Below are 26,807 nucleotides of genomic sequence, written 5' to 3'. Positions count from 1 at the left end.
TGAACGCAGACAGCTTAGGCGGGGTGGCACCGTGTCACTACTTCGCGATGGGGCTTCAGGTGATCGCCTGAGCGGGCACTTGCATCAACCTGACAACTGACGAAGCCCCCGCCCGATCGCTCAACGGCGGGGGCCGTCCGGTACATCATGGGCCAGAACCCACCATCTGCTTCAGACTCCAGGGCGTTCGTTCGTTGGCTCGCTGTACGCCCAGCGGAAATGTCGGCGGGAGCGAACGAGGCAGTGCTCCGGCCGGGCCCGAGCGGGCACCGCCCAACGAACGACAAGCAGGCCAGGCCGAAACTGCGCAACGTACGACCTACCTCCCCGAGGCTGGCCTCGCCCTTGCGCCAAGCGGCGAAGGCTTCACCGACCTCCGAACTCCCATGCCGCGTCACTGGCGTTGGACCCCTTGAGGGCCTTGTTCTCCCAGGCGGACTTCTGCGCGCCTTCGATTCCCAAGACTCCTCCAACGGCGGTACAGCAGGTGCCCAGATGCCTAGCGGGAGCCGTGTGCCGACGCGTTGGTTTCGGCGATCTATCACCTGTCGAGGGGAGGCCGAGGACCGAGGCGTCGAGGCTAAGCACGTGGGTGTAGTCGGCGAGCGTGGAGAAGACCCTTGCGTCCCCCTTGTGGTGGCCGGCCAGGTCGAGATGATCGCGAGTCCTCGGTGGGTGCACCCACCCCAGGCGCTCAGCGAGAGTGCTGCACCATGGGATTAGGCCAGTTGCGCTCGCATTCATGAGCGTGCGTGAACGTCGCGCCCGGCTGGAAGGCTGCGATCCGTACGCCGCAGTCCGGCACGGTGAGACGCCGACCGTGGTCCGGAAGATCGAGCAGGACATCAACGGCCGCGTCGAGAGCTGTATCCGTCTGGACCGCGTCGCGGGCCTGGAAACCCTGGTACCGCGACTGATCCGGGTGTCAGCGGCCGAGTCGGCGGTCCGGGCGTAGTCACTCGTACGATGCCGAACGCGCAAACGGCGTGCAGCAGCGGTGGCCGAGAGCGATGATGGGGCCGGGCGTATCTCTCCCTGGAATAGCCGGTACCTGCTGGAGGGGCCCAGTGGCCGATCAGTCTGAACCGCAGCACAGCGGCGAGCCTGAGAACGGCGTGGAGTAGACCTCGGTGCCGTCGGCGGTCCCTGCCCAGAGCGCTCATGTCGCCTGAGCGCTTCGGCGGCACATTCCGTGCATCGGTCAACACGCTCGCGGCTAAGCACCGCATCGCGGAGATCCGCTACTTCGGCGACCTCGATCTCACCGGCGGGCAACACGCCATCTGTGCTTCCGGGACACTCCAGGGACTTTTCAAGGACTTTCCCGTCTGTGCCAGGGACTTTCCGCCGTGCAAGCAGGGAAGGCCCTGACAGCGCTGAAAGAAGGAAACGCGCTGGTCAGGGACTAGAACCTCAGCACTCGATGATGTTCACCGCGAGCCCGCCCCGCGCCGTCTCCTTGTGCATGACGCTCATGTGGGCCGCTTTTGACTAAGGGTGTGAACTGCGGGTTTGGCGTAAGCAGGTCCGATCGGCGTCACAGCAGGGATTTTTCAGGGACTTTCATGCCGACAGTTGCCCACAGAATTCCGGAGTAGGTGCCCGTGAGCGGGTTGGTAGGGCGCCGGTGTGTCTCCCCTTACTGGTACCAACCGGTCATAGGGGTACGTACTGCTAATTCCAGGATCCGAGGACCAACGCGAACGGTGGTGCGCTGGTAGGTATACAGGTCAGCCCCTTCCTGTCCGATCGGTGAGACCCTGTAGGCGGCATTGCCCATGCACCATCTTTCACGGACGTTCGGCCCACAGCACATGCCCTGTCCGCGCTAGTGTTGCGTGAGATTGTCGGCTGAGGCCAAGGGCAGGGTACGTGGAGCCGAGTGCAGACGTAGTAGTTCTCACCGCACTACCAGTTGAGTTCCGGGCTGTGTTGCACTTGTTGCGCGACCAGTCGACGCTCGTTCATCCGCAAGGCACGAGCCTCGTGAAGGGGACACTCCCCGGACTTGCAGGGACCGTTGCCGTCGCACGAATCGGAGCTGGCAACCTCACGTCGGCCAGCATTGCTGAGCGTGTCCGCCAGTGGCTGCGCCCGCATGCGTTGCTTTTCGTCGGCGTTGCGGGTGGACTGAAGCCAGAGGCTCAACTCGGTGACGTCGTGGTGTCGACGAAGATCTATCACCTGCATTCGGGCAAGGAGGCACCCGAAGGCTTCCACGCCCGACCGGTTCCAGGTGCTGTGTCGCACAGATTGGAGCAGACGGCAGGAATCGCCTTGTGCTCGGAAAGCTGGCGCAAGTGGGTGCCTGATGAGGTGCGAGCGACATGGCGGGAGGGCGGTCCGCAGGTTCACTTCCAGCCCATCGCCGCTGGTGAGGTCGTCCTCAATTCCTCAGACGCTCCTCTGCGTGACCAGATCGCGTTCCACTACGGTGACGCCCTGGCCATCGAGATGGAGTCTGCCGGCGTTGCCCGGGTCGCTGACCTTTCGGAGGACCTTCGGATCCTCACCCTTCGAGGCATTAGCGACCACGCCGATGCCAACAAAGGCGAAGCCGATGCGTCGGGTTCACAGCACCGGGCGTCCGCACACGCCGCCGCCGCGTCGGCCGCCCTCGCGTGCGAGCTGCTGCCGGATACGGCTGGATCTGGCGGATCGAGCCTCACCGTAGGCTCCACCGGAGCGATGGGCGAGGCGGCAGCACCGGAGGCCGAGTGGGTGAGAGCCCTGATGGCCTTTGACGACATGGGCAGGGGGGATTTCCGGCATAGTCTTCTCACCGACATGGGGCGCACACTTGGCCAGCCTCATGCCTTCATGGCGGCGGAATCGCCGATGGCACGTGATCATGTGCGGGAGATCATCCGTCGGATGAACGCCTACCGGGATCCTCCTGCCGCACGCAGGGCCCTCTACTCCGCACTTGAGTACGCTCGGCCTGACGACGGAGCCCTCGAAGGGCTGAGCAGGTTGTTGCCATGACGACTGAATTTTTCGCCGTACAGGCCCCGCGTTGGTGCCGCGTCCGTGCTGACAGCTCTCCCGACGGGGACTTCTTCCCGTTGGACGCCGACGGATTCCTGGGCAGCGAGCACATCATGGCGCCGCTTGGATCCGAGGCGACTGCGGGTCTGCTCGTTGCCCCGGGTGATGTCGCCCGTGAGGGGGCAACCGTGTTGCTGGGTGAGCCGGGTGCTGGAAAGACCTCGGTGTTCAGGTCGTTGGTGCAGGGATTACCGATGTGGGACGACCCCTTCGTCCCCGACGGGGCGGACCGTTGTGTGTGGGTCGATGGCCCCGATCTGACAACTGCCACCTGGGACGAGGTCTTGGGGAGTCATCTCAGGGGGCTACCGAGCCTGGCAGCCGGTCAGGGGCCCTCGCCGAGCGGGAACCTGACGATGGTGATCGACCAGGCCGACGAGAGCGAGATCTGTCGTCATCTTCCCTCCTACCTGAAGCGTTGCCTGAAGAATAAAGACGTGCGGGGGCTCAGGCTGCTGCTCGCCTGCCGGACGGGCGACTACCCGTCCGGTCTGACATCCGTTTTCCATAAGGCATTCGGCGGTTGTTCCCTGGTGGACCTCGCCCCGTTGTCGCGGTCCGATGCCGTGGCGCTCGTGGACAGCGCTGGTGTAGGCGGGGAGCAGCTGATCTCCGAGGTGGTCGCCCTCCGCGCGGGAGCTCTCGCCAGTGTGCCGCTCACCCTCGAACTCATCGTGCGTGAGTACCAGGCACACGGCTGCCTGAGGGGCGGCGCCAAGGAGCTGTTCGAGGACAGTGTTCGACTACTGTCGCAGGAGTACGACCCCGACCGCCTCACCGTGGCCGCACCGGCGACGACCTGGCCGCAGCGGCTGGAAGTCGCGGGCCGTATCGCCGCACGAATGGTGCTTTCGGGCCGGCGCACCCTGTGGCGGGGGAGTCCTCGCGAGGGTCGGCCACGGACCACCGACCTGGATGTGTCCACCGTCTCCGGAGGCAGCGAACAGACGTCAGGCTGTCAGACCTTCGAGGTGACCCCGACCGTCGTCGATGAAGTGCTGTCCTCAGGGCTGTTCACCGCGAGCGGTAACCACAGGTTCGCCTTTCGTCATTCGTCGCTTGCGGCCTTCCTCGCCGCCCAGCACCTCATCTCCCGAGCCGTCCCGGATGCAGCGCTCCGCCGCCTGTTCCTGGTCGAAGCGCCGGACCAGGAATCGGCCGGCATCCCTGTTTCTCTGCGGGAATCCGCTGCCTGGCTGGTGGCTTTGGATCCCGACCGCACACTATGGCTCGCTTCGGCCGACCCGGAGAGCTTGACCATGCACAGCGGACTCGTGCACTCCGACAACGTCAAAGAATTGATAGTCAGGCGCTTGTTGGAGCGTGCTGCCGATGTGGAACTCGGTGAAGCCAGATGGCATGAGACCCGCTGGGCGCTGGGTCATCCCGCTCTGGCCGGTCAACTTGCCCCGGCTCTCGCCTTGGACCCTGCGGATTTCGGTGACTGGGAGACTCGGGCTCGGGCCCAAGTGGCCATTCAATTGGCGAAGCAGTGTCCTTCGCCCGGTCTCGCACCGCTGCTTCTGAAGGTGGCGGCAGATCCTCGGTGGCCGACCGGCAACCGTGCGAACGCCGCCAGAGCCGCCTTCGCCTGCGACGAGTCCGTGGCCGCACCTGTCCTCAAGCAAGTGTTGGCCACGCTCGGGCAGGGAAGTGAGACCGATGAGGGCATGAGACTCCGGGGTGCTCTGCTCACTCTGCTCTGGCCACGCTTCCTCGACACGAAGACGGTGCTCGACGCGCTGAGCGAGGCACCAAGCGTTGACCGCTACGGGGCGTACGAGCACTTTCTCGCCGAGATGCCCGGCAAGTGCCCTGCGGGGGACGTGCACCGCATCGTGGCATGGCTGGCACAGGACGTGGAGGGCCGAACAGCGAGCCCCGCCGGTCGCAGGAAGCCGTTCGCGGAAGACAGGCTTGTTTCCGGCACGGTCGACAGGGCGTTGAGTCTTCCAGGTGCGGAGCCACTGTTGCCCGACATCGCCCGGATTCTGACGGCACGCATACTGCGTCATGAGAAGGCGCAGTTCCCTCATGTACTGAACCCGCTCACGCCCGATGGGCTCGAGCCGGTCCCGGTACGCGATCTGCGGCGCAAGCTTGCCGCCGCCCTGCTCTCCCAGGGAATCGCTGCAGGGCAGACCATGAGGTATTTCGGGTGGCTCGTCGTGCGCGAATGGCAGTCCCCCCGCGCGTGGTTCGGTGAGCCCGAAGGATCGCACGGCGACCGGCACAAGCTGCTCGACTCGGGTGACTTCGCCTGGGCGCTGCAGACGGCCGCAGACTGCACCGAGCAGGCCGAGCAGGCCGACGCGTATGCGCAGCTCGCAGAGATACTTTTCGATCAGGGGAGCCAAGAACACTTCGAGCTGGCCTACGAGAGCCAGGGCAATCCTGCCTGGCCGTATCTCCGATGGTTCTACGAACCGATCGACATCCATGGTGACTTCGCTGACAACTGGCGCAGTAACCACCGTGCCTCATCCCCGCAGCCCTGGCCCGAGAGCGTGAAGTTCATCGCACGGCAGCGAGAGCGCCTCCAGCGGGCACGCCAGCACGACACGGACAGCTTCTGGGCTCTGCTCTGGGACCTGCAGGTCGATCCGACTACCGGAACGGGGCAGCTCCGCTTTGACGACAAGGTTAGCGATTGGCCGGGATGCTCCGTATTCACCGCCGAGGAACTCGCTGATCTGCCCTGCTGCGCACTGCAATTCCTACGGCTCGAGCATGACCACGCCGATGAATGGCTCGGACTGCAGAAACAGGACAAGCGCGCCTGGGCCGGCGTCCTGTCGTTGTCGCTGCTCGATGAAGTAGGTCGGCTGGACGAACTCGAACCAGACCGGTGGAGTTCCTGGGTGGGCGCAATCGCTGACCCGTGGTACGTCCTCTCGTCCACGACGTGGGCGCTGCTGCTCCAGAGGGTGGCCATCAATGACCTCCAGGGCCTTGCTCGTGCGATCGAGACAGCTGCCAGGGCGCAACTGGACCGTGGCGTACAACCGTTGGTTCTGGAACGCATCGAGGCGACTTGGTCCTCGGTCGTCACCGAGATAGAGGAAGAGTTCCTGGCGGCGCTGTCCGCTGCCCTCCTGCCCGACTTCCGCTCGGCGCGCCCGGCGGGTGCGTGGTCGGTGGCCGCGGAGGTATTCGAGAAGGGAGAGGAGGGTCGGTCAGCGCTGGTTCGCACGTGGTCCGGTCTCCTCGCCGGCCTTCTTGCCGTGGAGAACACCCTTGCACGGTCTGTCGCCGAGTCCGTACTCATGGCAGTGGAGCGGGACAGCGAAGCCGGGGATCTCGAGCTCCCGGTGCTCGCCGCCTGCGTTCTGGTGGAGGTCGACGGCTTTGAGGCGTGGACCGGTCTCGGAGAACTCATTGACGCATCGGCTCGCTTCAGCCGGGATCTCGCTCTGAAATGCGCAGGGCGCTCCGAGCGTGGGCATGTCGAGGTACACGCCGACGAAGAGGGGCTGAGCGCGCTCTATCGGTGGCTGAACACGGTCTTCCCGCAGGACTGGAACAGCCGACCGCTCGGGGTACATACCGTGACTCCCGAGATGGAGGCGCTGGACTGGCGTGAGGCGTTGCCCGGGACACTGAGCCGCCGCGGCACTCCGGAGGCGGTCGACCAGCTTAAGGTGCTGGCAGCCGAGTTCCCCGCGCGCTTGAACCTGCGTGCCGCACTTGTGTCCGCACGGGCCAACTGCCTTGCGGCGACATGGACTCCGGTCGACCTCGACGAGGTCGTCGCCTTCCTGGCCGGGGTCGCCGCCTCGTCTGAGTCCACGCTCGTCGAAGCCCGACTGGTCAACGTGTTGGAAGCCTTCCAGGACATGGACAGCCACGAATTTCGTAGGGGGATCGTGCGGGACATGCAGCGGCTCATGAATGCGGGCCGACTCCTGCCCATCGCAGACCACAACATGGCGCGGGACCATCTGCGGGCGATCGCCGAGTATGCCTACGGCGCGGGCGGCCTGGAGGCCCGTCGCGCCCTGCTCGCGGCACTGGAAGAAGCCCGTCCCGATGAGAAAGCCGTGGAACACCTCCGGGATCTGTTCGCGGTGCGTGAAAGCTGGTCGGGTTGAGGCGCTGACCGGATGAAACGAGTGGTGGCAACGGGGATGAGGAATGGAAATTCTACGCGATATCGGCACGTCACTGCTCGCCAGCGCTCTTTTCTTGGTGCTGGTATGGGTATTCTCGAAGACTGCCCGTCGCCTTTTGCGTGGCCTTGCTGCCCATCTACTGCACCTGGATGTGGAAGAAGTATTCGCCAACAGTCGAGATGCGGCACACGACATCAAGCGGGAACTGAGTCGGGCGAGGGAGATATCCGTTCTGACAGGCCGCGGTAATGAACTACAGCGTGACTTGTTCGAGGAGTTATTCCTTCGCTGTCGGGCTCGCCGCTCCCGCTGCCGCATACTGCTGCCGAAACTTGATGTCCCCGCAGGAGAACCGGACTGGATCGCCGACCGGGAGGAGGAGATCCAAGTCTTCGACTCCGCTTTCGGTGCCGGCCTGTTGCGCCGCCAGATCGCTGCGACCTACGACTACCTTGCTCCGATCACGATGGAGGGGCACCTCGAAATACGTGGTTATGGCATTCCACACATCGGCCGGATCATCGCAACCGAACGTGTCGTCTATCTGACTCCGTACTCGGCAGACCGGCATGGTAGGGACTCCCCCGTGATCAAATACCACCGTGGAGAGACATATGATGTCCTGCTGCGTTTGATTGACAAGTTGTGGGTGGGCGGGCCAGCCTGACCGCCGGGCCAAATGGGCACTCCTTGCTCCCTGCTGGCGTCCGTAGCCTCCTCGCCTTGGTCGCAGGGCTCGCCTGGCGTCACGAACGACCGGGCACCCGCCACTCCGTGCGTCGGGCGCACCTCCCAAAGTTGGTGACGGGATGTCATTGAGCCTCTTTCATCCTCTGTAGTCGCAGGTCAGTAGGGTGTGGACGGCCTGGACGATGGTGCCGATACGGCGGGTGGAACATCGCGCTCGCCGGAGCAGTCGCCAGGTCTTCAGCTCCGCGAAGGCGCGTTCGCCCGGAGCCCTCAGCCGGGCGTGGTCCCGGCGGCCGGGCGTCGCGCGGGAGAACCGCGGCGGGGTGCTGTCCGGGGCGGCGATGACCTGCACATTCATGCCGTGCTTGCGGTGCTTTTGCGAGTAGTACGGCTCGTCCGCGCGGATTCGGTCGGTGGGGATCAGGGTGCCGTCGACGATGACGTGGGCGCCCCGCCGAGGCCGGTGAGGGCTTCGTGGAGTCCGGGCGCCCAGGAGGCCAGGACATCCAGAGTCTCGTCCACGGACCGCCAGGCGGTGGCCTGGGATATTCCGAAACCCGCTCCGAGCTGCGAGAACGTCTCGTTCTTACGCAGATGGACGAGTGTGAGCAGTGCTTGCTTGAAGCAACCGAGCTTGCGCCAGTGGGTGCTGCGTGCCAGGCGGTGCTCGTGCAGCAGCCAGGAAACATGCTCGACGAGCTCGTGAGGGACGTTGCGCCTGGCAGGATACGGAACCAACAGGGCCTCTTCGGTCGCTGGTGTGTTGAGTGCCAACGACGAGAGGCCCTGTCTCGTTTCCACACCTGCTGACCAGTCCGTTCACCTGCCAGCACAGGATGAAAGAGGCTCATTGACGCTTCGGGGTGCGAGGCATCTCCGGCGGTTTGTGAGGGAGTGAGATCAAGTCCACGTACTGGCTGAGCTGTTCCAACTACGTGTGGCGGCGGTGCCTGCGAGCAGTGGGTCTGCGAACGCGATGACTAGCCCGACAACGTCAGTGAAGAGATTTGGATAGCCGGCCGAGGAAGATCCCTGTCGGCGGCGCCAGGCGGTGTAGGAGGATTGGCGGCGCTCGGCGAGGTCGGTGATCGTGGCGCTGAGGGGCTTCAGCTCGATGCCACGGTGTGTGGCGGTGGCAGTCAGCGCTGCGGCCAGTTCTTCGCCGTTGAGATTGTTGAGCGTCAGCAGGCGGTAGAGGTCCGCGTAATCCCGATCGCGGGTGTTGAGATCGCCGAGCGAGATGGCGGTGGAGAGCTTCTCGGCGATGACGGTGGCGAGCGGGTAACCGAAGAGTTGGAAGCTGTCCGTGGTGAGCTGCTGCGGGTAGTTGATGATCTGAGGTCCGGGAGTGACGGGGTCGCCGAAACTGATGTCCAGTTGGAGCTTGAGGCGCGCACGGGCGATCGATGCGGCCATGGACAGCCGTACGCCGTGATACTCGTCCTCCTCTCGGATGGGTACGGTTCTGAGCGTGGCGGAGTCGTATGCCACGCCGTCGTCGACCTCAGTGGTGGCGATCGCGGCGATTCTGCGGATGATCTCGGCTTCCTCGCCGGAGAACGCGCGGCCAAGGATGTCGATGTCACGGGTCATCCGGCGGGCGCCGAACTGGGCGAGTAGAAGACCGCCCTTGAGGATGAAGTGCTCGCGGCCGAGGGGGGATGCTGCCAGGCGGTAGAGGAATCGTTCGAGTACGTACTCGACCATGACCTCGTCCGTTGAACGGCTGTTCCGACGAGCCAGATTGCGCAGGTCGTTGTAGACGCGGCCTGCGGTGGTATCCCGAGTTGGGTTGACCATCAGGCAAGCACCGCCTCTACGGCCGGGCGGATGACGGAGAGCGCGCCCAGCTCGCGGGCGATGAATTGGAGTTCGCCGACCCCGCTCCGTCCGCTGCGACGTAGGTAGCGGCCGAGTGCGGACAGGGCCATGGTCTCGCCGATTCTGCCACGGTGGCGCATCGCGTCGACGACGCTGCGGGCGGCGTTGTATATGGGAATGGTCTCTCCCGGCGCGGCCTCGAACCGCTCGACGCCGAGGTTGAACGTCTTCGCCGCGTACTGCGCCACCACGGTCGGGGGATAGGAGATCGTGGGACGACGTGATCCGCGTGGTACGGCGATGTGTACAGCGCTGGGGATGTCGTCGATCAGCTCGTGCAGAGCCAGGGCGGACTCCCCGCACAGGACAGCGCGAGGCGCCCGCGTACACACGGCCAGTAGGTCTGCGTATGCGGTCTCCGGCGCGTCTGCCCGCCGATACACACCACGGGACAGTTCGTCTATCTCGCCTTCGGTGACTAGGTGCGCCAGATCGCGAGCGGAGAGCAGGGCCTGACGTGCCTGCGCTGTCGTGAACGTCGGGGAGAGGTCAGCCAGCCGCTGGTTCAAGCGCGAGATTTCCGCAGCACTCATGTATCGAATGATACCCCTCTGGTTAGTCTGGGGGATCGATTGGATACATCCAGATGGCGGGGGCGGGGGCTCCCATCGTTGACTATGCGTCACGAACCTGCAGGTCAGAGGCCCATCCCATGGGATTTTCCAGGGACTTTCACGTCTGTCCCAGGGCGTCTCCAGGGACTTTCCGTCGTGCAAGCAGGGAAGGCCCTGACAGTGCTGAAAGTAACAAACGCGCTGGTCAGGGCCCGCCCTCTCAGCACTCGATGATGTTCACCGCGAGCCCGCCCCGGGCCGTCTCCTTGTACTTCACGCTCATGTCGGCCCCGGTCTCCTTCATGGTCTTGATGACCTTGTCGAGGGAGACCTTGTGGCTGCCGTCGCCCCGCAGCGCCATCCGCGCCGCGGTGACCGCCTTCACCGCCGCCATGCCGTTGCGCTCGATGCACGGGATCTGGACGAGGCCGCCGACCGGGTCGCAGGTCAGGCCCAGGTTGTGCTCCATGCCGATCTCGGCGGCGTTCTCCACCTGCTCGGGGGAGCCGCCGAGGACCTCGGCCAGGGCGCCGGCCGCCATCGAGCAGGCGGAGCCGACCTCGCCCTGGCAGCCGACCTCGGCGCCGGAGATCGAGGCGTTCTCCTTGAACAGCATGCCGATCGCACCGGCCGCGAGGAGGAAGCGCACGACGCTGTCCTCCTTCTCGGTCTCGGTGCAGCCGCCCGCCGCGAAGTTCATGTAGTAGTGCAGAACGGCGGGGATGATGCCCGCCGCGCCGTTGGTGGGAGCGGTGACGACGCGGCCGCCCGCCGCGTTCTCCTCGTTGACCGCCATCGCGTAGAGGGTGATCCACTCCATCGCGTGGGCCTGCGGGTCGCCCTCGGCGCGCAGCTGGCGGGCCGAGTTCGCGGCGCGGCGGCGGACCTTGAGGCCGCCGGGGAGGATGCCCTCGCGGGACATGCCGCGCGAGACGCAGGCCTGCATGACGCGCCAGATGTCCAGCAGCCCGGAGCGGATCTCCGCCTCGGTGCGCCAGGCCAGCTCGTTCTCCAGCATCATCCGGGAGATCGACAGGCCGGTCTCGCGGGAGAGCCGCAGCAGCTCGTCACCGGTGCGGAAGGGGTGCCGCAGCACGGTGTCGTCCGGGACGATCGGGTTCTCGCCGGCCACCGCGTCCTCGTCGACGACGAAGCCGCCGCCGACCGAGTAGTACGTCTTCTCCAGGACCGGGGCGCCCTCGGTGTCGTACGCGAGGATCGTCATGCCGTTGGCGTGGTACGGGAGCGCCTTGCGGCGGTGCAGGACCAGGTCCGCGTCGAAGTCGAACGGGATCTCGTGCATGCCGAGGAGGTTGATCCGGCCGGTGGAGCGGATCTCCTCGACCCGGCCGTCGGCGGACTCCACGTCCACGGTCTGGGGCGACTCGCCCTCCAGGCCGAGCAGGACCGCCTTGGGCGTGCCGTGCCCGTGGCCGGTCGCGCCGAGGGAGCCGTACAGCTCGGCCCGTATCGAGGCGGTGTGCGCGAGCAGACCCTCGTTCTTCAGGCGGCGCGCGAACATCCGGGCGGCGCGCATCGGGCCCACCGTGTGGGAGCTGGACGGGCCGATGCCGACCGAGAAGAGGTCGAAGACCGAGATGGCCACGGGAGTACTCCTTGGGGTTGGAAGACGCCGTTGTCTGCCTGGGTGGTGCGGGACAAGCGGGGCAAGCGGAACAAGAAGGATCATCGGGGACACGGGTCGGGGCACCACGCTCACTCTGTTCAGTGTGCGCGGTGCCCCGTCCGAACGTGCGGAACCGCAGTCCAGGTGTTACTTCAGGCCGGGGTACAGCGGGAACTTCTCGGCCAGCGCCACCACGCGGGCCTTGAGGTCGTCCGCGTCGTAGGACGGCTTGAGGGCGGCGGCGATGATCTCCGCGACCTCGGTGAATTCCTCGGTGCCGAAGCCGCGGGTGGCCAGCGCCGGGGTGCCGATCCGCAGGCCCGAGGTGACCATCGGGGGGCGCGGGTCGTTCGGGATGGCGTTCCGGTTGACCGTGATGCCCAGCTCGTGGAGCCGGTCCTCGGCCTGCTGGCCGTCCAGCTCGGAGTTGCGCAGGTCGACCAGGACCAGGTGCACGTCGGTGCCGCCGGAGAGGACGGAGACGCCGACCTCGGTGACGTCCGGCTGGATCAGGCGCTCGGCCAGGATCCGCGCACCGTCCAGCGTGCGCTGCTGGCGCTCCTTGAACTCCTCGCCCGCCGCGATCTTGAACGAGACCGCCTTGGCCGCGATCACGTGCTCCAGCGGGCCGCCCTGCTGACCCGGGAAGACCGCCGAGTTGATCTTCTTGGCGAGCTCCTGGGTGGAGAGGATCACGCCGCCGCGCGGACCGCCGAGGGTCTTGTGCGTGGTGGTGGTGACGACGTGGGCGTGCGGCACCGGGTTGGGGTGCAGACCGGCCGCGACCAGGCCCGCGAAGTGCGCCATGTCGACCATCAGGTACGCGCCGACCTCGTCCGCGATCCGGCGGAAGGCGGCGAAGTCCAGCTGGCGCGGGTAGGCGGACCAGCCGGCCACGATCAGCTTCGGCTGGGACTCCTTGGCGAGGCGCTCGACCTCCTCCATGTCCACGGTGCCGCTCTCGTCCACGTGGTACGGGACCACGTTGTAGAGCTTGCCGGAGAAGTTGATCTTCATGCCGTGGGTCAGGTGACCGCCGTGGGCCAGGTTCAGGCCCATGATCGTGTCGCCCGGCTTCAGCAGCGCGAACATCGCGGCGGCGTTCGCCTGGGCGCCGGAGTGCGGCTGGACGTTCGCGGCCTCGGCGCCGAACAGGGCCTTGATCCGGTCGATCGCGATCTGCTCGACGACGTCGACGTGCTCACAGCCGCCGTAGTAGCGGCGGCCGGGGTAGCCCTCGGCGTACTTGTTGGTGAGGACGGAGCCCTGGGCCTCCATGACGGCGACCGGAGCGAAGTTCTCCGAGGCGATCATTTCGAGGGTGGACTGCTGACGGTGGAGCTCGGCGTCGACGGCGGCGGCGACGTCCGGGTCCAGCTCGTGGAGGGAGGAGTTCAGAAGCGACATCAGGGGGTCCCTTAAGGTCTCAGTTGCCGGAGAACGCGGTGTACTCGTCGGCGGAGAGCAGATCGGCCGGCTCCTCCGCGACGCGCACCTTGAACAGCCAGCCGCCCTCGAAGGGAGCGGAGTTCACCAGCGAGGGGTCGTCGACGACGTCCTGGTTGGCCGCCGTCACCTCACCGGTCACCGGCGAGTACAGATCGCTGACGGACTTGGTCGACTCCAGTTCGCCGCAGGTCTCGCCCGCGGTCACCGTGTCGCCGACCTCCGGGAGCTGGGCGTAGACGACGTCACCGAGCGCGTTGGCCGCGTACTCCGTGATGCCGATGGTGGCGACGCCGTCCTCGAGGGCCGACAGCCACTCGTGCTCCTTGCTGTACCGCAGCTGCTGGGGGTTGCTCATGACCTGAATTCTCCTGTACGCGGGGGAGTGCTGATGAACGGTGGTCTTACGGTGTGAGACGGAGGTACGTCACTTCCGTGACGCCTGCGCGCGGCGGGAAGGACCGGATTGTCCCCGGTCGTTCCCGGGATATCACTTCTGGCGCTTGTAGAACGGCAGCGCGACGACCTCGTACGGCTCGTGCGTGCCGCGGATGTCCACGCCCACGCCCTCGGTGCCCGGCGCGGCGAAGGCCGCGTCCACATAGGCCATGGCGATCGGCTTGCCCAGGGTCGGGGAGGGGGCGCCGGAGGTGACCTCGCCGATCACCTTGCCGTCGGCGACGACCGGGAAACCGGCGCGCGGGACGCGGCGGCCCTCGGCGATGAGGCCGACCAGCTTGCGCGGCGGGGCGGTCTCGGCCCGCTCGGCGGCGGCCTGCAGGGCCTCGCGCCCGACGAAGTCGCCCTCCTTCTCGAACTTCACGACCCGGCCCAGGCCCGCGTCGAACGGGGTGAGCGCGGTCGTCAGCTCGTGCCCGTACAGCGGCATGCCCGCCTCCAGGCGCAGCGTGTCCCGGCAGGAGAGCCCGCAGGGGATCAGTCCGTGGGCCGAGCCGGCCTCGGTCAGGGCGCGCCACAGCTGCTCGGCGTGCTCGGGCGCGACGAAGAGCTCGAAGCCGTCCTCGCCGGTGTAGCCGGTACGGGCGATGAGCGCCGGGACCCCGGCGGCCGCGCCCGGCAGGCCCGCGTAGTACTTCAGCCCGTCCAGGTCGGCGTCGGTGACGGCCTTCATGATGGCGGGCGACTCGGGGCCCTGGACCGCGAGCAGCGCGTACGCGTCCCGGTCGTCGCGCACCTCGGCGTCGAAGCCTCCGACGCGGGCGGTCAGCGCGTCCAGCACGATCTGCGCGTTGCCCGCGTTGGCGACGACCATATATTCGGTGGCCCCCGTCTCTCCCAGGCGGTAGACGATCAGGTCGTCCACGATCCCGCCGTCCTCCTGGACGATCATCGTGTAGCGGGCGCGGCCGTTGCCGACGGTGGCGATGTTGCCCACCAGCGCGTAGCTCAGGAAGGCCGCGGCCTCGGGGCCGGTGACGGTGATCTCGCCCATGTGCGACAGGTCGAAGAGGCCGGCGTGGGTGCGTACGGCGTTGTGCTCGTCGCGCTCGCTGGCGTACCGCAGGGGCATGTCCCAGCCCGCGAAGTCGGTCATGGTGGCGCCGAGCGAGCGGTGCAGCGCGTCGAGGGCGGTAAGACGGGGGGCAGTGCTCATGGATACGGCTCCAGGGCATGACGACGTCAGGACGAATCCTCCCCATCTGTCATCGGAACCTGAGAGGTTCGCCGATAGCCCCCGACGGGGTATGCCCCTGGAGGGCGCCCCTGTTCAGAGGGCTCGGCTTGCACCTTGGGTGGAGCCGCGGGGCGGCTCGCTTTTCAGATCTGCCTCATCCACGCGGTACGGGGCCTGAGAGATTCAAGGGAGGATCTTGCTCCTTCGGCGCCCGGCTCACAGTGTGGCCGGAACTCTCCCGCGCGGATTCGAACGGCCGGTATGCAGTTGGCGGGGCCATCATTGCACGCATGGGAGGAGAGTGGGGGGCCTGGTCCCCATGCAGGTGAAGACGGAGCGACCGGCCCCGGGGTCGGTTGTGCGGCATTACCTTTTCTTTACACTCAGGGGCAGGCGTGGGTGACCCGACGGCAGGGGGATGGGCGATGACGTTGCAGCGGTCGGCACCGACCGCGGGGGGAGCGCACGGCGCGATGCCCGCACAGCCCGGCGCACCCGTACGGGAACTGCTGACGACGCATGCGCCGGTGGTACGCGACCTGCGCGGGCGCGCCCGTTGCGGCCCGTACCGCCTCGATTTCACCGCCGGTGACGTCGTCGTGGTCTCCGGACTCCCCGGCAGCGGCAAGTCGACCCTCATCCGGCGGGCCGCGCGCGGCCGCGCCATCGACTCCCAGAACACCCGCGACAGCTGGGCCGCCGCCCTGCCCCGGTTACTTCCCTACGCCCTCTACCGCCCCCTGGTCCGCGCCGCGCACTACCTCGGCCTCTGGAACGCCCTGCGCTCCGGTGAATCCGTCGTCGTGCACGACTGCGGGACCCAGACCTGGGTACGCCGCTGGCTCGCCCGGCACGCCGTGAGCCGGGGCCACACCCTCCATCTGATCCTGCTCGACGTGACGCCCGAGGTGGCCCGGCAGGGGCAGCGCGAGCGCGGACGCGGGGTCTCCGGTTACGCCTTCGCCCGCCACCGGCACGCGGTGGCCCGGCTGCTCCGCGACACCGAACAGGGGCTGCTGCCCGCCGGCTGCGCCTCCGCGGTGCTGCTGGACCGGGTGGCCGCGGGGGCGCTCGGCCGGATCTCCTTCACCGACGCCGGGGCTTCCACCGCCCGCTGAAGGTTAGGGTGCTGGCCGGAGCAGGACGGCCGCCGCGCGCGGCCGAAGCGGTGGAGAGAGGGCACAGAGGCAGTGGACATTCCGGCACCCGCACCGGCGCACCCCCAGCAGGGGTGGCCCGCCAACGAGCTCGAAGAGGTGCTGACGGCCTCGCTCGGCGTCCCGGACGCGGGCGGCCGCCTCGTCGAGGTGCTCGGCCGCAGCTCCGTCTGGGTGCCGCTGCCGGCCGGCGGCAGCCCCGCGAGCGCGGACCTCGACCTGCCGATGATGGAGATCGACGGCGCGGCCTTCGTCCCCGTCTTCAGCTCCGAGGCCCAGTTCCTCAGCTGCGTCGGCAGCCACATGTCCTTCGCCGTCGCGCCCGCCCGCGACTTCGCCCGGGGCCTGCCCCCGCAGGTCGGCATCGCCGTGAACCCCGGCGGTGCGGTCGGCATACCGCTCCCGCCGCCCGCCGTCGCCGAGCTCTGCCGGGCCGGCCGCACCGCCCTGGACGGGCCCGCCACCGGCGGCCGGGTCCGGCTGTTCGAGCCGGACTGGCAGCACGACCCGGTCGACTTCCTCACCGCCGTCTCCGAGGAGTTCGAGGCCACCGGGGTGGTGAGCACCGCGCGCCGGGCCCTGGCCAGCATCGAGGGCGGCGACCCGGTGCTCTTCGTCGGCGTCGAGTTCGCCACCTGGGACGGCGCGGGGCAGAGCGCGCCCATGGACGCCATCGGCCGGGCGCTCGGCCGGGTCCAGGTGCCCTGGCCGGTCAACCTGGTCCTGCTGGACGTGGCCCAGGACCTCGTCGGCGACTGGCTGCGGGAGAAAGTGCGCCCCTTCTACCGGCGCGAGGGGCACTGACCCACCGGTACGAGGCCCACGGACGGCAACGGAAAGCGGCTGGGTGACGGCACCGCCGGACCATGGCGTCAAGTCGGTGTCAGAAGTGACGCATAAGCTGGTTTGATGGCGTGGTCGCTCCCCTGTGCCCGGGAGCGATGGCGTGAACACGACGGATCGACGAGGGGCGGAACCCAGGGTGAGTGCGTCAGGCACTGCGGCGGCCGGGAAGGTCGAGCACATGCTGCGCCAGGTGACCCCCGGGCGTTACGACACCTACGAGGCGCTGCTCGCCGCGGTCGCCGAGGGCCGGATCTGGATGCTGCTCTGGCACGGCACGGCCGGCTCACCGGACGCCCAGTACGGCAACATGGAGATCGACGGCCTGGGCTACGCCCCTTGCGTCACCTCCGCCCAGGAGCTCTCCGCCAGCGGCTGGAACAGGTCCCACGAGCTGGTCACCGGACGCGACATCGCGCGCGCCCTCTTCCCCGACCGCTGGGGCATCTGGCTGAATCCGCACGCCCCCGGCGGCGGTGTCGGCATCCCCTGGCTCGATCTGCGCCGTATCGCCACCGGCCTGGACCGGCTGCCCGCCGGACCGCTCCGGCTGACCGAACCCGCCATCGAACTCCCGCAGTTCTACGCTCTGCTCACCCAGAACGCCCACCGCACCCCCGCGATCCGCTCCCTGCGCCGCGCGTGGGTGCACCCCGCGGTCGGCGTCCCGTATCTCGCGATCGGCCTCGACCTCTACGACACCGACCGCGCCTCCGTCGAGTCGGTGCGCGAGATGATGCGTCAGTCGGTCGGGGCGGTCCCCGAGGGGCTGCCCGTCTCCACCGTCGCCATGTCCGACGAGTACGACCCGGTCGGTATGTGGCTGCGCGCGAACGCCCGCCCGTTCTACGACCGCGAGGCCCACGCCCCCGCCGGCCCGCCGCCCCTCGCCGCCCCCGGATACGGATACCCGCCCCAGCCTCGCTGAGCGGCGACAGGGAGGAGTGCGCGGACGGCTCCGCCTCCGGCCGGCTCCTTCGGGCGGGCTGCGCGGTCGGACGCGCCCTCCGCCTCCGGCCGCCTCTCTCCGCCTCCGGTCACCCTCCGTCGAACACCCCTCGATGTCCGGCTTGTTAACTTCCCCCGTGAGGATGTCCCGGAACTGGACGGTTTGTTAACTGTCCGGGTCTCGACTAGGTCTCACCGCTATCCGGACTGTTCTCTTGCGGCAGGCACCGTCTGTAGTGTGCGGCCATCAAACCTCACCACATGGCGAACCAGGGGTGGACCCATGCGAATATTCAAGTCCCGGGCTGTCCGGGCGATCACGACAGCGGTTGCTGTCGGGCTGATCGCCACGGGCTGTTCCAGCGAGCGGGACGAAGGCGGCTCCAAGGGGGGCGACAAGAACACCTTCGTCTTCGCCGGAGCCGGTGACCCCGGTTCCCTCGACCCGGCCCTCGCGAGCGACGGCGAGACGTTCCGCGTCACCCGTCAGGCCTTCGAGGCGCTCCTGGAGCACGAGCCCGGTGGGAGCAAGCTCGTCGGCGGCCTCGCCGAGACGTGGGACAGCGACCCGGCCGGCAAGGTCTGGACGTTCAACCTGCGCAAGGGCGTGAAGTTCCACGACGGCGAGGCGTTCGACGCCGCCGCGGTCTGCGCGAACTACGACTACTGGTTCAACTGGACGGGCACGTACCAGTCCAGCGCGGTCTCCTACTACTGGCAGACCATCATGGGCGGCTTCGCGAAGAACGAGGACCCCGAGACGCCCAAGCCGAACTACAAGTCCTGCACCGCCAAGGACGACAACACGGCTGTCATCGAGGTCAACGAGCCCTCGGCGAACCTCCCGGGCGGCTTCTCGCTCCAGGCCCTGGCGATCCACTCGCCGAAGGCCCTCAAGGAGTACGCGAAGCAGAACGCGACCGCCAAGGGCGACGCGATCACGTACCCGAAGTACAGCCAGGAGGCCGGCACGGTCGCCGGTACCGGCCCGTACAAGATCACCAAGTGGAACAAGGGCAACAAGGAGGTCTCCCTGGAGGCCTTCGACGGCTACTGGGGCGACAAGGCCAAGGTGAAGAACCTGGTCTTCCGCACCATCTCCACCGAGGAGACCCGCCGCCAGGCGCTCCAGGCGGGTGACATCGACGGCTACGACCTGGTCGCGCCGGCCGATGTGACGACGCTGGAGAAGCAGGGTTACGAGGTCCCGACCCGTGACGTCTTCAACATCTTCTACGTCGGTATGAGCCAGTCGGCCAACCCGGCGCTGAAGAAGCCCGAGGTCCGTCAGGCGATCACGCACGCCATCGACCGCGAGAACCTGGTCAACACCCAGCTGCCCGAGGGCGGCAAGGTCGGGACCCAGTTCATGCCCGACACGGTCGCCGGCTACTCGGACAAGGTGAAGACGTACCCGTTCGACACCGTCAAGGCGAAGGACCTCCTCAAGCAGGCCGGCGAGGAGAAGCTGAAGATCGACTTCTGCTACCCGACCGAGGTCACCCGCCCGTACATGCCTGCTCCGCAGGACATGTTCGAGCTGATGAAGGCCGACCTGGAGAAGGCCGGCATCACCATCGTCCCGAAGGCCATGAAGTGGGCCCCGGACTACCTGGACGCCACCGAGGCGGGCTCCTGCGCCCTGCACATGCTCGGCTGGACCGGTGACTTCAACGACGGCTACAACTTCATCGGCACCTGGTTCTCCGGGCCGGACAAGCAGTGGGGCTTCAAGGACAAGAAGGTCTTCGACGCCGTGAACGCCGCTTCCAAGGTCACCGACCCGGCCGCCCGCACCGAGGCCTACAAGAAGGCCAACGAGGCGATCGCGGAGTACGTCCCGGGCGTGCCGATCTCGTCGTCGCCGCCGGCCATCGCGTTCGCCAAGAACGTCAACCCGCCGAAGGTCTCCCCGCTGACGCAGGAGAACTTCGCCGAGGTCTCCTTCAAGTAATCGCACACCAGCGGGTCCGCCCGGCCACAGCAGTCAGGTGGCCGGGCGGACCCGCATCGACGCACGTGAGAAAGGGGCATGCGGGGTGCTGCGACTCGTCGTAAGAAGACTTCTCCAGCTCATTCCCACCCTGCTCGGCCTGTCGGTCCTGCTGTTCCTCTGGCTGAACCGACTGCCCGGCGGACCCGCCTCAGCGATCCTGGGCGAGCGGGCCACCGAAGCCGAAGTAGCGAGAATCAACCGGGCACTCGGGCTCGACGAGCCGGTCCACGTCCAGTACTGGCGGTTCCTCAAGCGCATCTTCGAGCTCGACCTCGGAACCTCCACCCAGACCGGCCAGCCGGTGTGGGACGAATTCACCCTGCGCTTCCCGGCCACCGTGGAGCTCAGTGTCGCCGCCATCCTGATCGCCGTGGTCGTGGGCATCCCGATGGGCTACCTGGCGGCCAAGCACCGCGGCGGATGGCTGGACGTCGCCTCCGTCTCCGGATCCCTCCTCGGCATCTGCATCCCGGTCTTCTTCCTGGCCATGCTGCTGCGCGGGATCTTCTCCGTGGAGCTCGGCTGGTTCCCGAGCCAGGGCCGGCTCACCACCGGACTCGACGCCACCGACATCACCGGATTCTCCGTACTGGACGGGTTGTTGACCGGCGAACTCGACGCGAGCTGGGACGCGATCATGCACTTGATCCTGCCCGCCGTCGCGCTGGCCTCGATCCCGCTCGCCGTGATCGTCCGGATGACCCGCGCCAGCGTCCTGGAGGTGCTCGGCGAGGACTACATCCGCACCGCCGAGTCCAAGGGCCTGGACAAGCGGACCGTGCGCGGCCGCCACGTGCTGCGCAACGCCCTGCTGCCCGTGATCACCGCGGTCGGCCTGCTGACCGGCAGCCTGCTCTCCGGTGCGGTGCTCACCGAGTCCGTCTTCGACTTCGGCGGCATCGGCTCCTTCATCCGTACCGCGATCGACGGCCGTGACTACCCGGTCCTCGTCGGATTCATTCTCTTCATCGCGATGGTGTACGTGCTCATCAACCTTCTGGTCGACCTCGCGTACAGCATCATCGACCCGAGAGTGCGGGTGCACTGACGTGACGATCATGACCAACAAAGCAGACAAGATCGACCGTCTCGCCGAGCTGACCCAGAGCACCGAGACCGTCACCGGCACCAGCCTGTGGCGCGAGGCGTTCCGCCGGATGCGGTCCAGCAAGATGGCGATCATCGGCGCGGCGATCATCACCGTGTTCATCCTCGTCGCGATCGTCGGCCCCTGGGTCGCCCCGCACGGGCCCACCGCGCAGAACTGGCGCAGTGAGGTCTTCCCCAACCAGGGCAAGTTCGTCGGCATGCGCGGCGAGAACTGGTTCGGCCTGGACCACCTGGGCCGCGACATGTTCTCCCGCTGGCTCGTCGGGGCCCGGCAGACGCTGCTCGTCGGTGTCGTCTCCATGCTCATCGGGCTGATCGTCGGTGCGCTGGTCGGGGTGCTCTCCGGAGCCGCCGCCACCCTCGGCGGCAAGATCGGCCAGCGCGTCGACACCGTGATCATGCGCTTCACCGACATCATGCTGTCGCTGCCCTCGCTGCTGCTCGCCGTCTCCATCGCCGCGGTCCTCGGCCAGTCGCTGACCACCGTGATGATCGCCGTGGGTGTCGTCCAGATCCCCATCTTCGCCCGCCTGCTGCGCGGTTCGATGCTGGTCCAGGGCGGCGCGGACTATGTGCTCGCCGCGAAGGCGGTCGGCATCCGGCGCAAGCGGATCGTGCTCACGCAGATCCTGCCGAACTCGCTGAGCCCCGTGATCGTCCAGGCCACCCTGAGCCTGGCCACCGCGATCATCGAGGCCGCGGCCCTGTCCTACCTGGGCCTCGGCAACCCCGACCCGGCCGTTCCCGAGTGGGGCGTGATGCTCTCCCAGGCGCAGCGCTTCTTCGACAACGAGCCGATGATGGCCGCCTACCCGGCCGTCGGGATCATCATCACCGCCCTCGGCTTCACCCTGCTCGGCGAGTCCATGCGCGAGGCCCTCGACCCGAAGTTGCGAGGCTGAAGTCCTATGTCACTGCTCTCCGTTGAGGAACTCAGCGTCACCTTCACCGCCCGCGGCCGCAAGGACGCCACGGCCGTGGACGGTGTCTCCTTCGAGGTCGACCAGGGCCAGGTCGTGGGCCTGGTCGGCGAGTCGGGCTGCGGCAAGTCCGTCACCTCGCTCGCCCTGATGGGGCTGCTGCCCCGCAAGGCCGCGAGGATCGGCGGCCGTGCCGAGTTCGACGGCCAGAACCTGCTGACCATGAACGAGCGCAAGCTCCGCGATCTGCGCGGCAGCCAGATGGCGATGATCTTCCAGGACCCGCTCTCCTCGCTGAACCCGGTCGTCCCCATCGGGATCCAGGTCACCGAGATCCTCCAGCGCCACCGCGGGCTGAAGGGCGAGAAGGCCCGCAAGGAAGCCGCGTCGCTGCTCGACCGGGTCGGCATCCCCGACCCGGACCGGCGGCTCAAGGAGTACCCGCACCAGCTCTCCGGCGGTATGCGCCAGCGGGCGCTGATCGCCATGGCGGTCGCCTGCGCCCCCCGTCTGCTGATAGCCGACGAGCCGACGACCGCGCTCGACGTGACGATCCAGGCGCAGATCCTGGAGCTCCTGAAGGAGCTGGTCGACCAGGAGGGCACCGCCCTGCTGATGATCACGCACGACCTCGGCGTCGTCGCCGGCCTCTGCGACGAGGTCAACGTCCTGTACGCCGGGCGGGCGGTGGAATCGGCGGGCCGGCGCGAGCTGTTCGCCCACCCCACCCACCCGTACGCGCACGGGCTGCTCGGCTCCATCCCGCGCCTCGACGCGCCGCGCGGCGAGCCGCTGCACCCGATCCGCGGGTCCATCAACGACAAGATCGCCTGGGCCGACGGCTGCGCGTTCGCACCCCGGTGCGACCACTACACGATGGAGTGCCTCACCGGCACCCCCGAACTGACCGAACCACGCACGGCCGGACACCAGGTGCGCTGCGTCAACCCGGTCCTGCCCAAGGCGGAGGTCCCGGCATGAGCCTTCTCGAACTGGACGGCGTCAAAGTCCACTTCCCGGTCAAGAAGGGCCTCTTCTTCGACCGTACGGTGGGCCACGTCTACGCGGTCGACGGCGTCTCGCTGAGCGTCGAGGCCGGCCAGACGTACGGGCTGGTGGGCGAGTCGGGCTGCGGCAAGACGACGCTCGGCCGCGCGGTCCTGCGGCTGAACGACATCACCGAGGGCGGGGTCGTCTTCGACGGCACCGACCTGGCGAAGCTGCCCTCCGAGGAGATGCGGGCCTTCCGCCGCCGTCTCCAGATGGTCTTCCAGGACCCGCTGGGCAGCCTCAACCCCCGGCAGAACATCGAGTCCATCCTGGCCGAGGGCATGGCCGCCCACGGCATCGGGAAGGACGCGGCGGACCGCCGGGAGAAGATCAAGGACATCCTCGCCAAGGTCGGCCTGCCGTCCAACGCGATGTCCCGCTACCCGCACGAGTTCTCCGGCGGCCAGCGCCAGCGCATCGGCATCGCCCGCGCCCTGGTCCTGGAGCCGGACGTGATCATCTGCGACGAGCCGGTGTCCGCGCTGGACGTCTCGGTCCAGGCGCAGGTGATCAACCTGCTGGAGGAGCTCCAGGAGTCCCTCGGCCTGACCTACCTGGTCATCGCGCACGACCTCGCGGTCGTCCGGCACATCTCGGACGTCATCGGGGTGATGTATCTCGGCGGGCTCGTCGAGGAGGCCCCGAGCGACGCGCTGTACGCGGGGCCCCGGCACCCGTACACCAAGGCGCTGATGTCGGCGGTTCCGGTGCCCGACCCCGAGGTCGAGGACCGCCGCGAGCGGATCCTGCTCCACGGCGACCTGCCCTCCCCGGCGAACCCGCCGACGGGCTGCCGCTTCCACACCCGCTGCCCGTGGGTGCAGGAGACCAAGTGCGCCACGGAACGCCCGCCGCTGCTGGACACCGGCGACGGGCACAAGGTGGCCTGCCACTTCACGGCCGAGATCGAGGCCGGGACGGTGAAGCAGACCCTGGCCACCGGTATCGAGGCGGTCATCGGCACGGAAACGGTGGCGGCCGAAGCGGTGGAGGTGTCGGAGGGCGAGGCCCCCGAGGCCGCGGAGGGTGGGGCCGAGGCCCCCGCGAAGGTGCCGGGCCAGGGCGACGCGCCCGTCGCCGTACCGGCCAAGGACGGAGCCCAGGACTAAGACCGGCACAATTGCCCGGTGCTCACCGAACTGTTCACGCCCTCCGTCCAGCATGCGCTCGACATCGTCGGGATCTTCGTCTTCGCGATCTCGGGCGCCCTGCTCGCCGTCCGCAAGAACTTCGATGTCTTCGGCATCGCGGTCCTCGCGGAGGTGACAGCGCTGGGCGGAGGGCTGTTCCGTGACGTGATGATCGGCGCGATCCCGCCCGCCGCCTTCACCGACCTCGGCTACTTCATCACCCCGCTGTTCGCCGCCGTGCTGGTCTTCTTCCTCCACCCGCACGTGGAGCGCATCCAGGTCGGCGTCAACGTCTTCGACGCGGCCGGGCTCGGCCTGTTCTGCGTGACCGGCACGGTCAAGGCGTACGAGTACGGCCTCGGGCTCACCGCGTCGGCGGCGCTCGGCCTGGCCACCGCGGTCGGTGGCGGTGTGCTCCGCGACGTGCTGGCCAACGAGGTGCCCTCGCTGCTGCGCTGGGACCGCGACCTGTACGCGGTGCCCGCGATCGTCGGCGCGACCATGGTGGTCCTGTGCATCCGCTTCGACACCCTCAACGCTCTGACCAGCGGCCTTGCGGTGATCGCCGCGTTCGCCCTGCGCCTGCTGGCGCTGCGCTACCACTGGCGTGCGCCGCGCGCGTACAACCGTTCCTCCGCACGGGCCGAAGAGGCCTAGAGGTGTCCGGCGGCCGCCCGGCCGCGTAATGCGGCACCCAAAAAGCTACCGCTCAGTAGGGTGATCGATGTACCGTGCATGCCATGGCACAGGCAGCGACTGAGGCGGCGCAGACCGCACGGGCAACCATCGGCGACAGCGAGTTCGACCGGGACACCGCGGTCACCCTGCGCGAGGAGGGCGTCTACGACGCCGAGCTCTCCGCGGGCTGGACCATCATCCAGGCCGTCAACGGCGGCTATCTGCTGGCCCTGCTCGGCCGGGCCCTGGGCGAGGCCCTGCCGCACCCCGACCCGTTCTCCGTCTCGGCGCACTACCTCACCGCCTCCGTGCCGGGCCCCGCCGTCGTCCGCACCCAGACGGTCCGCGCCGGCCGCACCCTCTCCACGGGCCAGGCCTCCCTCTTCCAGTACGCCGAGGACGGCAGCGAGATCGAGCGCATCCGGGTCCTGGCCACCTACGGCGACCTGGACACGCTCCCCGACGACGTCCGCACGACGGCCCTCCCGCCCGCCATGCCCGACCGCGACCACTGCCTCGGCCCGAGCGACGGCGCGCCCAGGATCCCCGGCAGCTCCGCCATCACCGACCGCCTCGACATCAAGCTCGACCCGGCCACCGTCGGCTGGGCCGTCGGAGCCCCGTCCGGCAAGGGCGAGATGCGCGGCTGGTTCGGCCTGGCCGACGGCCGCGACCCGGACCCGCTGTCGCTGCTGCTCACCGTGGACGCCCTGCCGCCGACCTCGTTCGAGCTGGGCCTGACCGGCTGGACCCCCACCGTCGAGCTCACCACCCACATCCGCTGCCGCCCCGCCCCGGGCCCGCTGCGCGTCGCCATCACCACCCGCAACCTCGCCGGCGGCTTCCTGGAGGAGGACGCCGAGGTCTGGGACAGCGCCGACCGCCTCGTCGCCCAGTCCCGCCAGCTGGCCAAGGCGCCGCGCGCCAAGTAGCCGCGGCAAGCGCACGCAGTCACGTCGCGGCACCCGGGGATCCGGCCATCATGGACCGGTGAAATCCGACCGGCTGCTCTCCGTCCTCCTGCTGCTCCAGACCCGGGGCACGGTCCCCGCCACCGAGCTGGCCGAGCGCCTCGACGTCTCCGTACGCACCATCTACCGCGACGTCGAGGCGCTCTCCGCCGCCGGGGTCCCGGTCTACGCCGAACGCGGCCGGTACGGCGGCATCGCCCTGCTGCCCGGCTTCCGCACCGACGTCACCGGCCTCACCGCCGACGAGGCGCGCGCCCTGTTCGTGTTCACCGCCGACGACGCGCACGCCGCCCTCGGCCTGGACGCCGCGCTCGCCTCCGCCCTGCGCAAGGTCATGGCCGCCCTGCCCGCCCCGCACCGACCGGCCGCCGAGGAGACCAGCCGCCGGATCCTCGTCGACCCGGCCCGCTGGATGAGCCGACCCAGGGCGGCTGTCGATGTCGCCGACCTCCACGAGGCCGTCCTCGCGGACGTGACGCTGCGTCTGCGCTACCGGCACAGCGGCGCGGACGCCCCGCGCGACTACACCGTCGACCCCTACGGCCTCGTCGTGAAGGCCGGCGTCTGGTACCTGGTCGCGGATCTCGACGAGGACCCCCGCCTCTTCCGCGCCGACCGCATCGAGACGGCCGAACCCACCGGCCTCCCCGTACGGCGGCGCGCGGGCGCGGAGTTGGCCGGGGTGTGGGAGACGCTCCGCGCCGGGGTGGAGCAGCGCCCCTCCGCCGTACGCCTGCGGGTCCGGGTGCACCGCCCCCGCCTGGAGCTGTTCCGGCGGCTGAACGCGGGCGCGCTGACCGGGGAGCCGCAGCCGGACGCGCCCCGGCCGGGGGAGGAACCGGGGGAGTGGCTGCTCGCGGAGCTGGCCGTGTCGGAGACCGCCTGGGCGCGGTCCCTGCTCGCCTTCGGGGCGGCCGTGGAGGTCCTCGACCCGCCCGAGGCCCGTACCCTGCTGGCCGAGGCCGCCGCCCGGGTCGTCGAGATGTACGCGGCCGACGGCTGACCCGGTC

The 26,807-nt window shown here is 68.3% G+C and carries 21 protein-coding genes, 1 pseudogene and 1 riboswitch; of the genes and pseudogenes, 15 read left to right on the top strand and 7 right to left on the bottom strand.

The annotated features are described in order from the left end of the window. Nucleotides 1-742: 742 nt before the first annotated feature. The 4 genes from ACIQPT_RS28900 (at nucleotide 743) to ACIQPT_RS28885 (ending at nucleotide 7,827) form a co-directional block, all read left to right on the top strand. Nucleotides 743-955, top strand: coding sequence for a hypothetical protein (locus ACIQPT_RS28900; protein ID WP_401160026.1), 213 nt, complete (start codon nucleotides 743-745; stop codon nucleotides 953-955). Nucleotides 956-1,872: 917 nt separating this feature from the next. Further along, nucleotides 1,873-2,985 (top strand): hypothetical protein, encoded by a 1,113-nt coding sequence (locus ACIQPT_RS28895; RefSeq protein WP_401160024.1) that lies wholly within the window; start codon nucleotides 1,873-1,875, stop codon nucleotides 2,983-2,985. Beyond that, nucleotides 2,982-7,139, top strand: coding sequence for an NACHT domain-containing protein (locus ACIQPT_RS28890; protein ID WP_401160022.1), 4,158 nt, complete (start codon nucleotides 2,982-2,984; stop codon nucleotides 7,137-7,139). Before ACIQPT_RS28895 ends, ACIQPT_RS28890 begins: the two co-directional genes overlap by 4 nt. Nucleotides 7,140-7,182: 43 nt before the next feature. Continuing rightward, a complete protein-coding gene (locus tag ACIQPT_RS28885) occupies nucleotides 7,183-7,827 on the top strand; it encodes a hypothetical protein (RefSeq protein WP_401160021.1) in 645 nt (214 codons plus the stop codon). 159 nt (nucleotides 7,828-7,986) lie between these two features. Here ACIQPT_RS28885 and ACIQPT_RS28880 read toward each other — a convergent pair. The 7 genes and pseudogenes from ACIQPT_RS28880 to gcvT form a co-directional block, all read right to left on the bottom strand. After that, nucleotides 7,987-8,588 (bottom strand): annotated as a pseudogene (locus ACIQPT_RS28880) (transposase family protein). A gap of 162 nt (nucleotides 8,589-8,750) precedes the next feature. Further along, nucleotides 8,751-9,650, bottom strand: coding sequence for a nucleotidyl transferase AbiEii/AbiGii toxin family protein (locus tag ACIQPT_RS28875; RefSeq protein ID WP_401160019.1), 900 nt, complete (start codon nucleotides 9,648-9,650; stop codon nucleotides 8,751-8,753). Further along, a complete protein-coding gene (locus ACIQPT_RS28870) occupies nucleotides 9,650-10,264 on the bottom strand; it encodes a type IV toxin-antitoxin system AbiEi family antitoxin domain-containing protein (protein ID WP_401160017.1) in 615 nt (204 codons plus the stop codon). Before ACIQPT_RS28870 ends, ACIQPT_RS28875 begins: the two co-directional genes overlap by 1 nt. A 241-nt stretch (nucleotides 10,265-10,505) precedes the next feature. Then, nucleotides 10,506-11,891 carry an L-serine ammonia-lyase gene (locus ACIQPT_RS28865; RefSeq protein ID WP_401160015.1) on the bottom strand — a complete coding sequence of 462 codons (1,386 nt, stop codon included), beginning with the start codon at nucleotides 11,889-11,891 and terminating at the stop codon, nucleotides 10,506-10,508. Nucleotides 11,892-12,059: 168 nt separating this feature from the next. Next, nucleotides 12,060-13,319 (bottom strand): serine hydroxymethyltransferase, encoded by a 1,260-nt coding sequence (glyA, locus tag ACIQPT_RS28860; RefSeq protein WP_401160013.1) that lies wholly within the window; start codon nucleotides 13,317-13,319, stop codon nucleotides 12,060-12,062. Nucleotides 13,320-13,338: 19 nt separating this feature from the next. Next, nucleotides 13,339-13,716 carry a glycine cleavage system protein GcvH gene (gcvH, locus tag ACIQPT_RS28855; protein WP_010060008.1) on the bottom strand — a complete coding sequence of 126 codons (378 nt, stop codon included), beginning with the start codon at nucleotides 13,714-13,716 and terminating at the stop codon, nucleotides 13,339-13,341. 132 nt (nucleotides 13,717-13,848) lie between these two features. Then, nucleotides 13,849-14,973: a glycine cleavage system aminomethyltransferase GcvT gene (gene gcvT / locus ACIQPT_RS28850; RefSeq protein ID WP_401160010.1), complete on the bottom strand. Its 1,125-nt coding sequence runs from the start codon at nucleotides 14,971-14,973 to the stop codon at nucleotides 13,849-13,851. A 174-nt stretch (nucleotides 14,974-15,147) separates the two neighbouring features. Continuing rightward, a riboswitch (glycine riboswitch) is annotated at nucleotides 15,148-15,245 on the bottom strand. 174 nt (nucleotides 15,246-15,419) lie between these two features. On the opposite strand from gcvT, the gene ACIQPT_RS28845 reads away from it, so the two are divergent. The 11 genes from ACIQPT_RS28845 to ACIQPT_RS28795 all read left to right on the top strand — a co-directional run bounded on the left by ACIQPT_RS28845 (nucleotide 15,420) and on the right by ACIQPT_RS28795 (nucleotide 26,800). Further along, nucleotides 15,420-16,112 carry an AAA family ATPase gene (locus ACIQPT_RS28845; RefSeq protein WP_401160008.1) on the top strand — a complete coding sequence of 231 codons (693 nt, stop codon included), beginning with the start codon at nucleotides 15,420-15,422 and terminating at the stop codon, nucleotides 16,110-16,112. Nucleotides 16,113-16,184: 72 nt separating this feature from the next. Then, nucleotides 16,185-16,955 carry an enhanced serine sensitivity protein SseB gene (locus ACIQPT_RS28840; RefSeq protein ID WP_401160007.1) on the top strand — a complete coding sequence of 257 codons (771 nt, stop codon included), beginning with the start codon at nucleotides 16,185-16,187 and terminating at the stop codon, nucleotides 16,953-16,955. A 220-nt stretch (nucleotides 16,956-17,175) separates the two neighbouring features. Continuing rightward, the gene (locus ACIQPT_RS28835; protein ID WP_401160127.1) at nucleotides 17,176-17,922 is read left to right on the top strand and encodes an enhanced serine sensitivity protein SseB C-terminal domain-containing protein; all 747 of its coding nucleotides are present in this window, start codon (nucleotides 17,176-17,178) and stop codon (nucleotides 17,920-17,922) included. Between the two features lie 303 nt (nucleotides 17,923-18,225). After that, a complete protein-coding gene (locus ACIQPT_RS28830) occupies nucleotides 18,226-19,896 on the top strand; it encodes an ABC transporter substrate-binding protein (RefSeq protein ID WP_401160005.1) in 1,671 nt (556 codons plus the stop codon). Between the two features lie 85 nt (nucleotides 19,897-19,981). Then, the gene (locus ACIQPT_RS28825) at nucleotides 19,982-20,986 is read left to right on the top strand and encodes an ABC transporter permease (protein WP_401160004.1); all 1,005 of its coding nucleotides are present in this window, start codon (nucleotides 19,982-19,984) and stop codon (nucleotides 20,984-20,986) included. A gap of 1 nt (nucleotide 20,987) precedes the next feature. Continuing rightward, entirely contained in the window at nucleotides 20,988-21,950 is a 963-nt protein-coding gene (locus ACIQPT_RS28820; protein ID WP_359137041.1) for an ABC transporter permease, read from the top strand. 6 nt (nucleotides 21,951-21,956) lie between these two features. Then, a complete protein-coding gene (locus ACIQPT_RS28815) occupies nucleotides 21,957-22,949 on the top strand; it encodes an ABC transporter ATP-binding protein (protein WP_164609927.1) in 993 nt (330 codons plus the stop codon). Beyond that, nucleotides 22,946-24,127: an ABC transporter ATP-binding protein gene (locus ACIQPT_RS28810; protein ID WP_401160001.1), complete on the top strand. Its 1,182-nt coding sequence runs from the start codon at nucleotides 22,946-22,948 to the stop codon at nucleotides 24,125-24,127. The genes ACIQPT_RS28815 and ACIQPT_RS28810 overlap by 4 nt, the downstream gene beginning before the upstream one ends. Nucleotides 24,128-24,145: 18 nt before the next feature. Then, the gene (locus tag ACIQPT_RS28805) at nucleotides 24,146-24,805 is read left to right on the top strand and encodes a trimeric intracellular cation channel family protein (protein WP_401159999.1); all 660 of its coding nucleotides are present in this window, start codon (nucleotides 24,146-24,148) and stop codon (nucleotides 24,803-24,805) included. Nucleotides 24,806-24,888: 83 nt separating this feature from the next. Then, a complete protein-coding gene (locus tag ACIQPT_RS28800; protein ID WP_401159998.1) occupies nucleotides 24,889-25,758 on the top strand; it encodes a thioesterase family protein in 870 nt (289 codons plus the stop codon). Nucleotides 25,759-25,816: 58 nt separating this feature from the next. Then, on the top strand, nucleotides 25,817-26,800 hold the full coding sequence (locus tag ACIQPT_RS28795) for a helix-turn-helix transcriptional regulator (protein ID WP_401159996.1): 984 nt from the start codon (nucleotides 25,817-25,819) through the stop codon (nucleotides 26,798-26,800). Nucleotides 26,801-26,807: the final 7 nt, after the last annotated feature.

Origin of the sequence: Streptomyces sp. NPDC091289 (assembly GCF_044757365.1) — a bacterium.
Lineage (GTDB): Bacteria > Actinomycetota > Actinomycetes > Streptomycetales > Streptomycetaceae > Streptomyces.
This window is presented reverse-complemented; position numbering and strand designations above follow the sequence as displayed.

Bases quoted from the DNA above. Each gene is read 5' to 3' on its own strand.
- ACIQPT_RS28900 (WP_401160026.1), top strand. From the start codon at position 743: ATGAGCGTGCGTGAACGTCGCGCCCGGCTGGAAGGCTGCGATCCGTAC.
- ACIQPT_RS28890 (WP_401160022.1), top strand. From the start codon at position 2,982: ATGACGACTGAATTTTTCGCCGTACAGGCCCCGCGTTGGTGCCGCGTC.
- ACIQPT_RS28885 (WP_401160021.1), top strand. From the start codon at position 7,183: ATGGAAATTCTACGCGATATCGGCACGTCACTGCTCGCCAGCGCTCTT.
- ACIQPT_RS28875 (WP_401160019.1), bottom strand. From the start codon at position 9,650: ATGGTCAACCCAACTCGGGATACCACCGCAGGCCGCGTCTACAACGAC.
- ACIQPT_RS28870 (WP_401160017.1), bottom strand. From the start codon at position 10,264: ATGAGTGCTGCGGAAATCTCGCGCTTGAACCAGCGGCTGGCTGACCTC.
- glyA (WP_401160013.1), bottom strand. From the start codon at position 13,319: ATGTCGCTTCTGAACTCCTCCCTCCACGAGCTGGACCCGGACGTCGCC.
- gcvH (WP_010060008.1), bottom strand. From the start codon at position 13,716: ATGAGCAACCCCCAGCAGCTGCGGTACAGCAAGGAGCACGAGTGGCTG.
- gcvT (WP_401160010.1), bottom strand. From the start codon at position 14,973: ATGAGCACTGCCCCCCGTCTTACCGCCCTCGACGCGCTGCACCGCTCG.
- ACIQPT_RS28845 (WP_401160008.1), top strand. From the start codon at position 15,420: ATGACGTTGCAGCGGTCGGCACCGACCGCGGGGGGAGCGCACGGCGCG.
- ACIQPT_RS28835 (WP_401160127.1), top strand. From the start codon at position 17,176: ATGCTGCGCCAGGTGACCCCCGGGCGTTACGACACCTACGAGGCGCTG.
- ACIQPT_RS28830 (WP_401160005.1), top strand. From the start codon at position 18,226: ATGCGAATATTCAAGTCCCGGGCTGTCCGGGCGATCACGACAGCGGTT.
- ACIQPT_RS28815 (WP_164609927.1), top strand. From the start codon at position 21,957: ATGTCACTGCTCTCCGTTGAGGAACTCAGCGTCACCTTCACCGCCCGC.
- ACIQPT_RS28810 (WP_401160001.1), top strand. From the start codon at position 22,946: ATGAGCCTTCTCGAACTGGACGGCGTCAAAGTCCACTTCCCGGTCAAG.
- ACIQPT_RS28800 (WP_401159998.1), top strand. From the start codon at position 24,889: ATGGCACAGGCAGCGACTGAGGCGGCGCAGACCGCACGGGCAACCATC.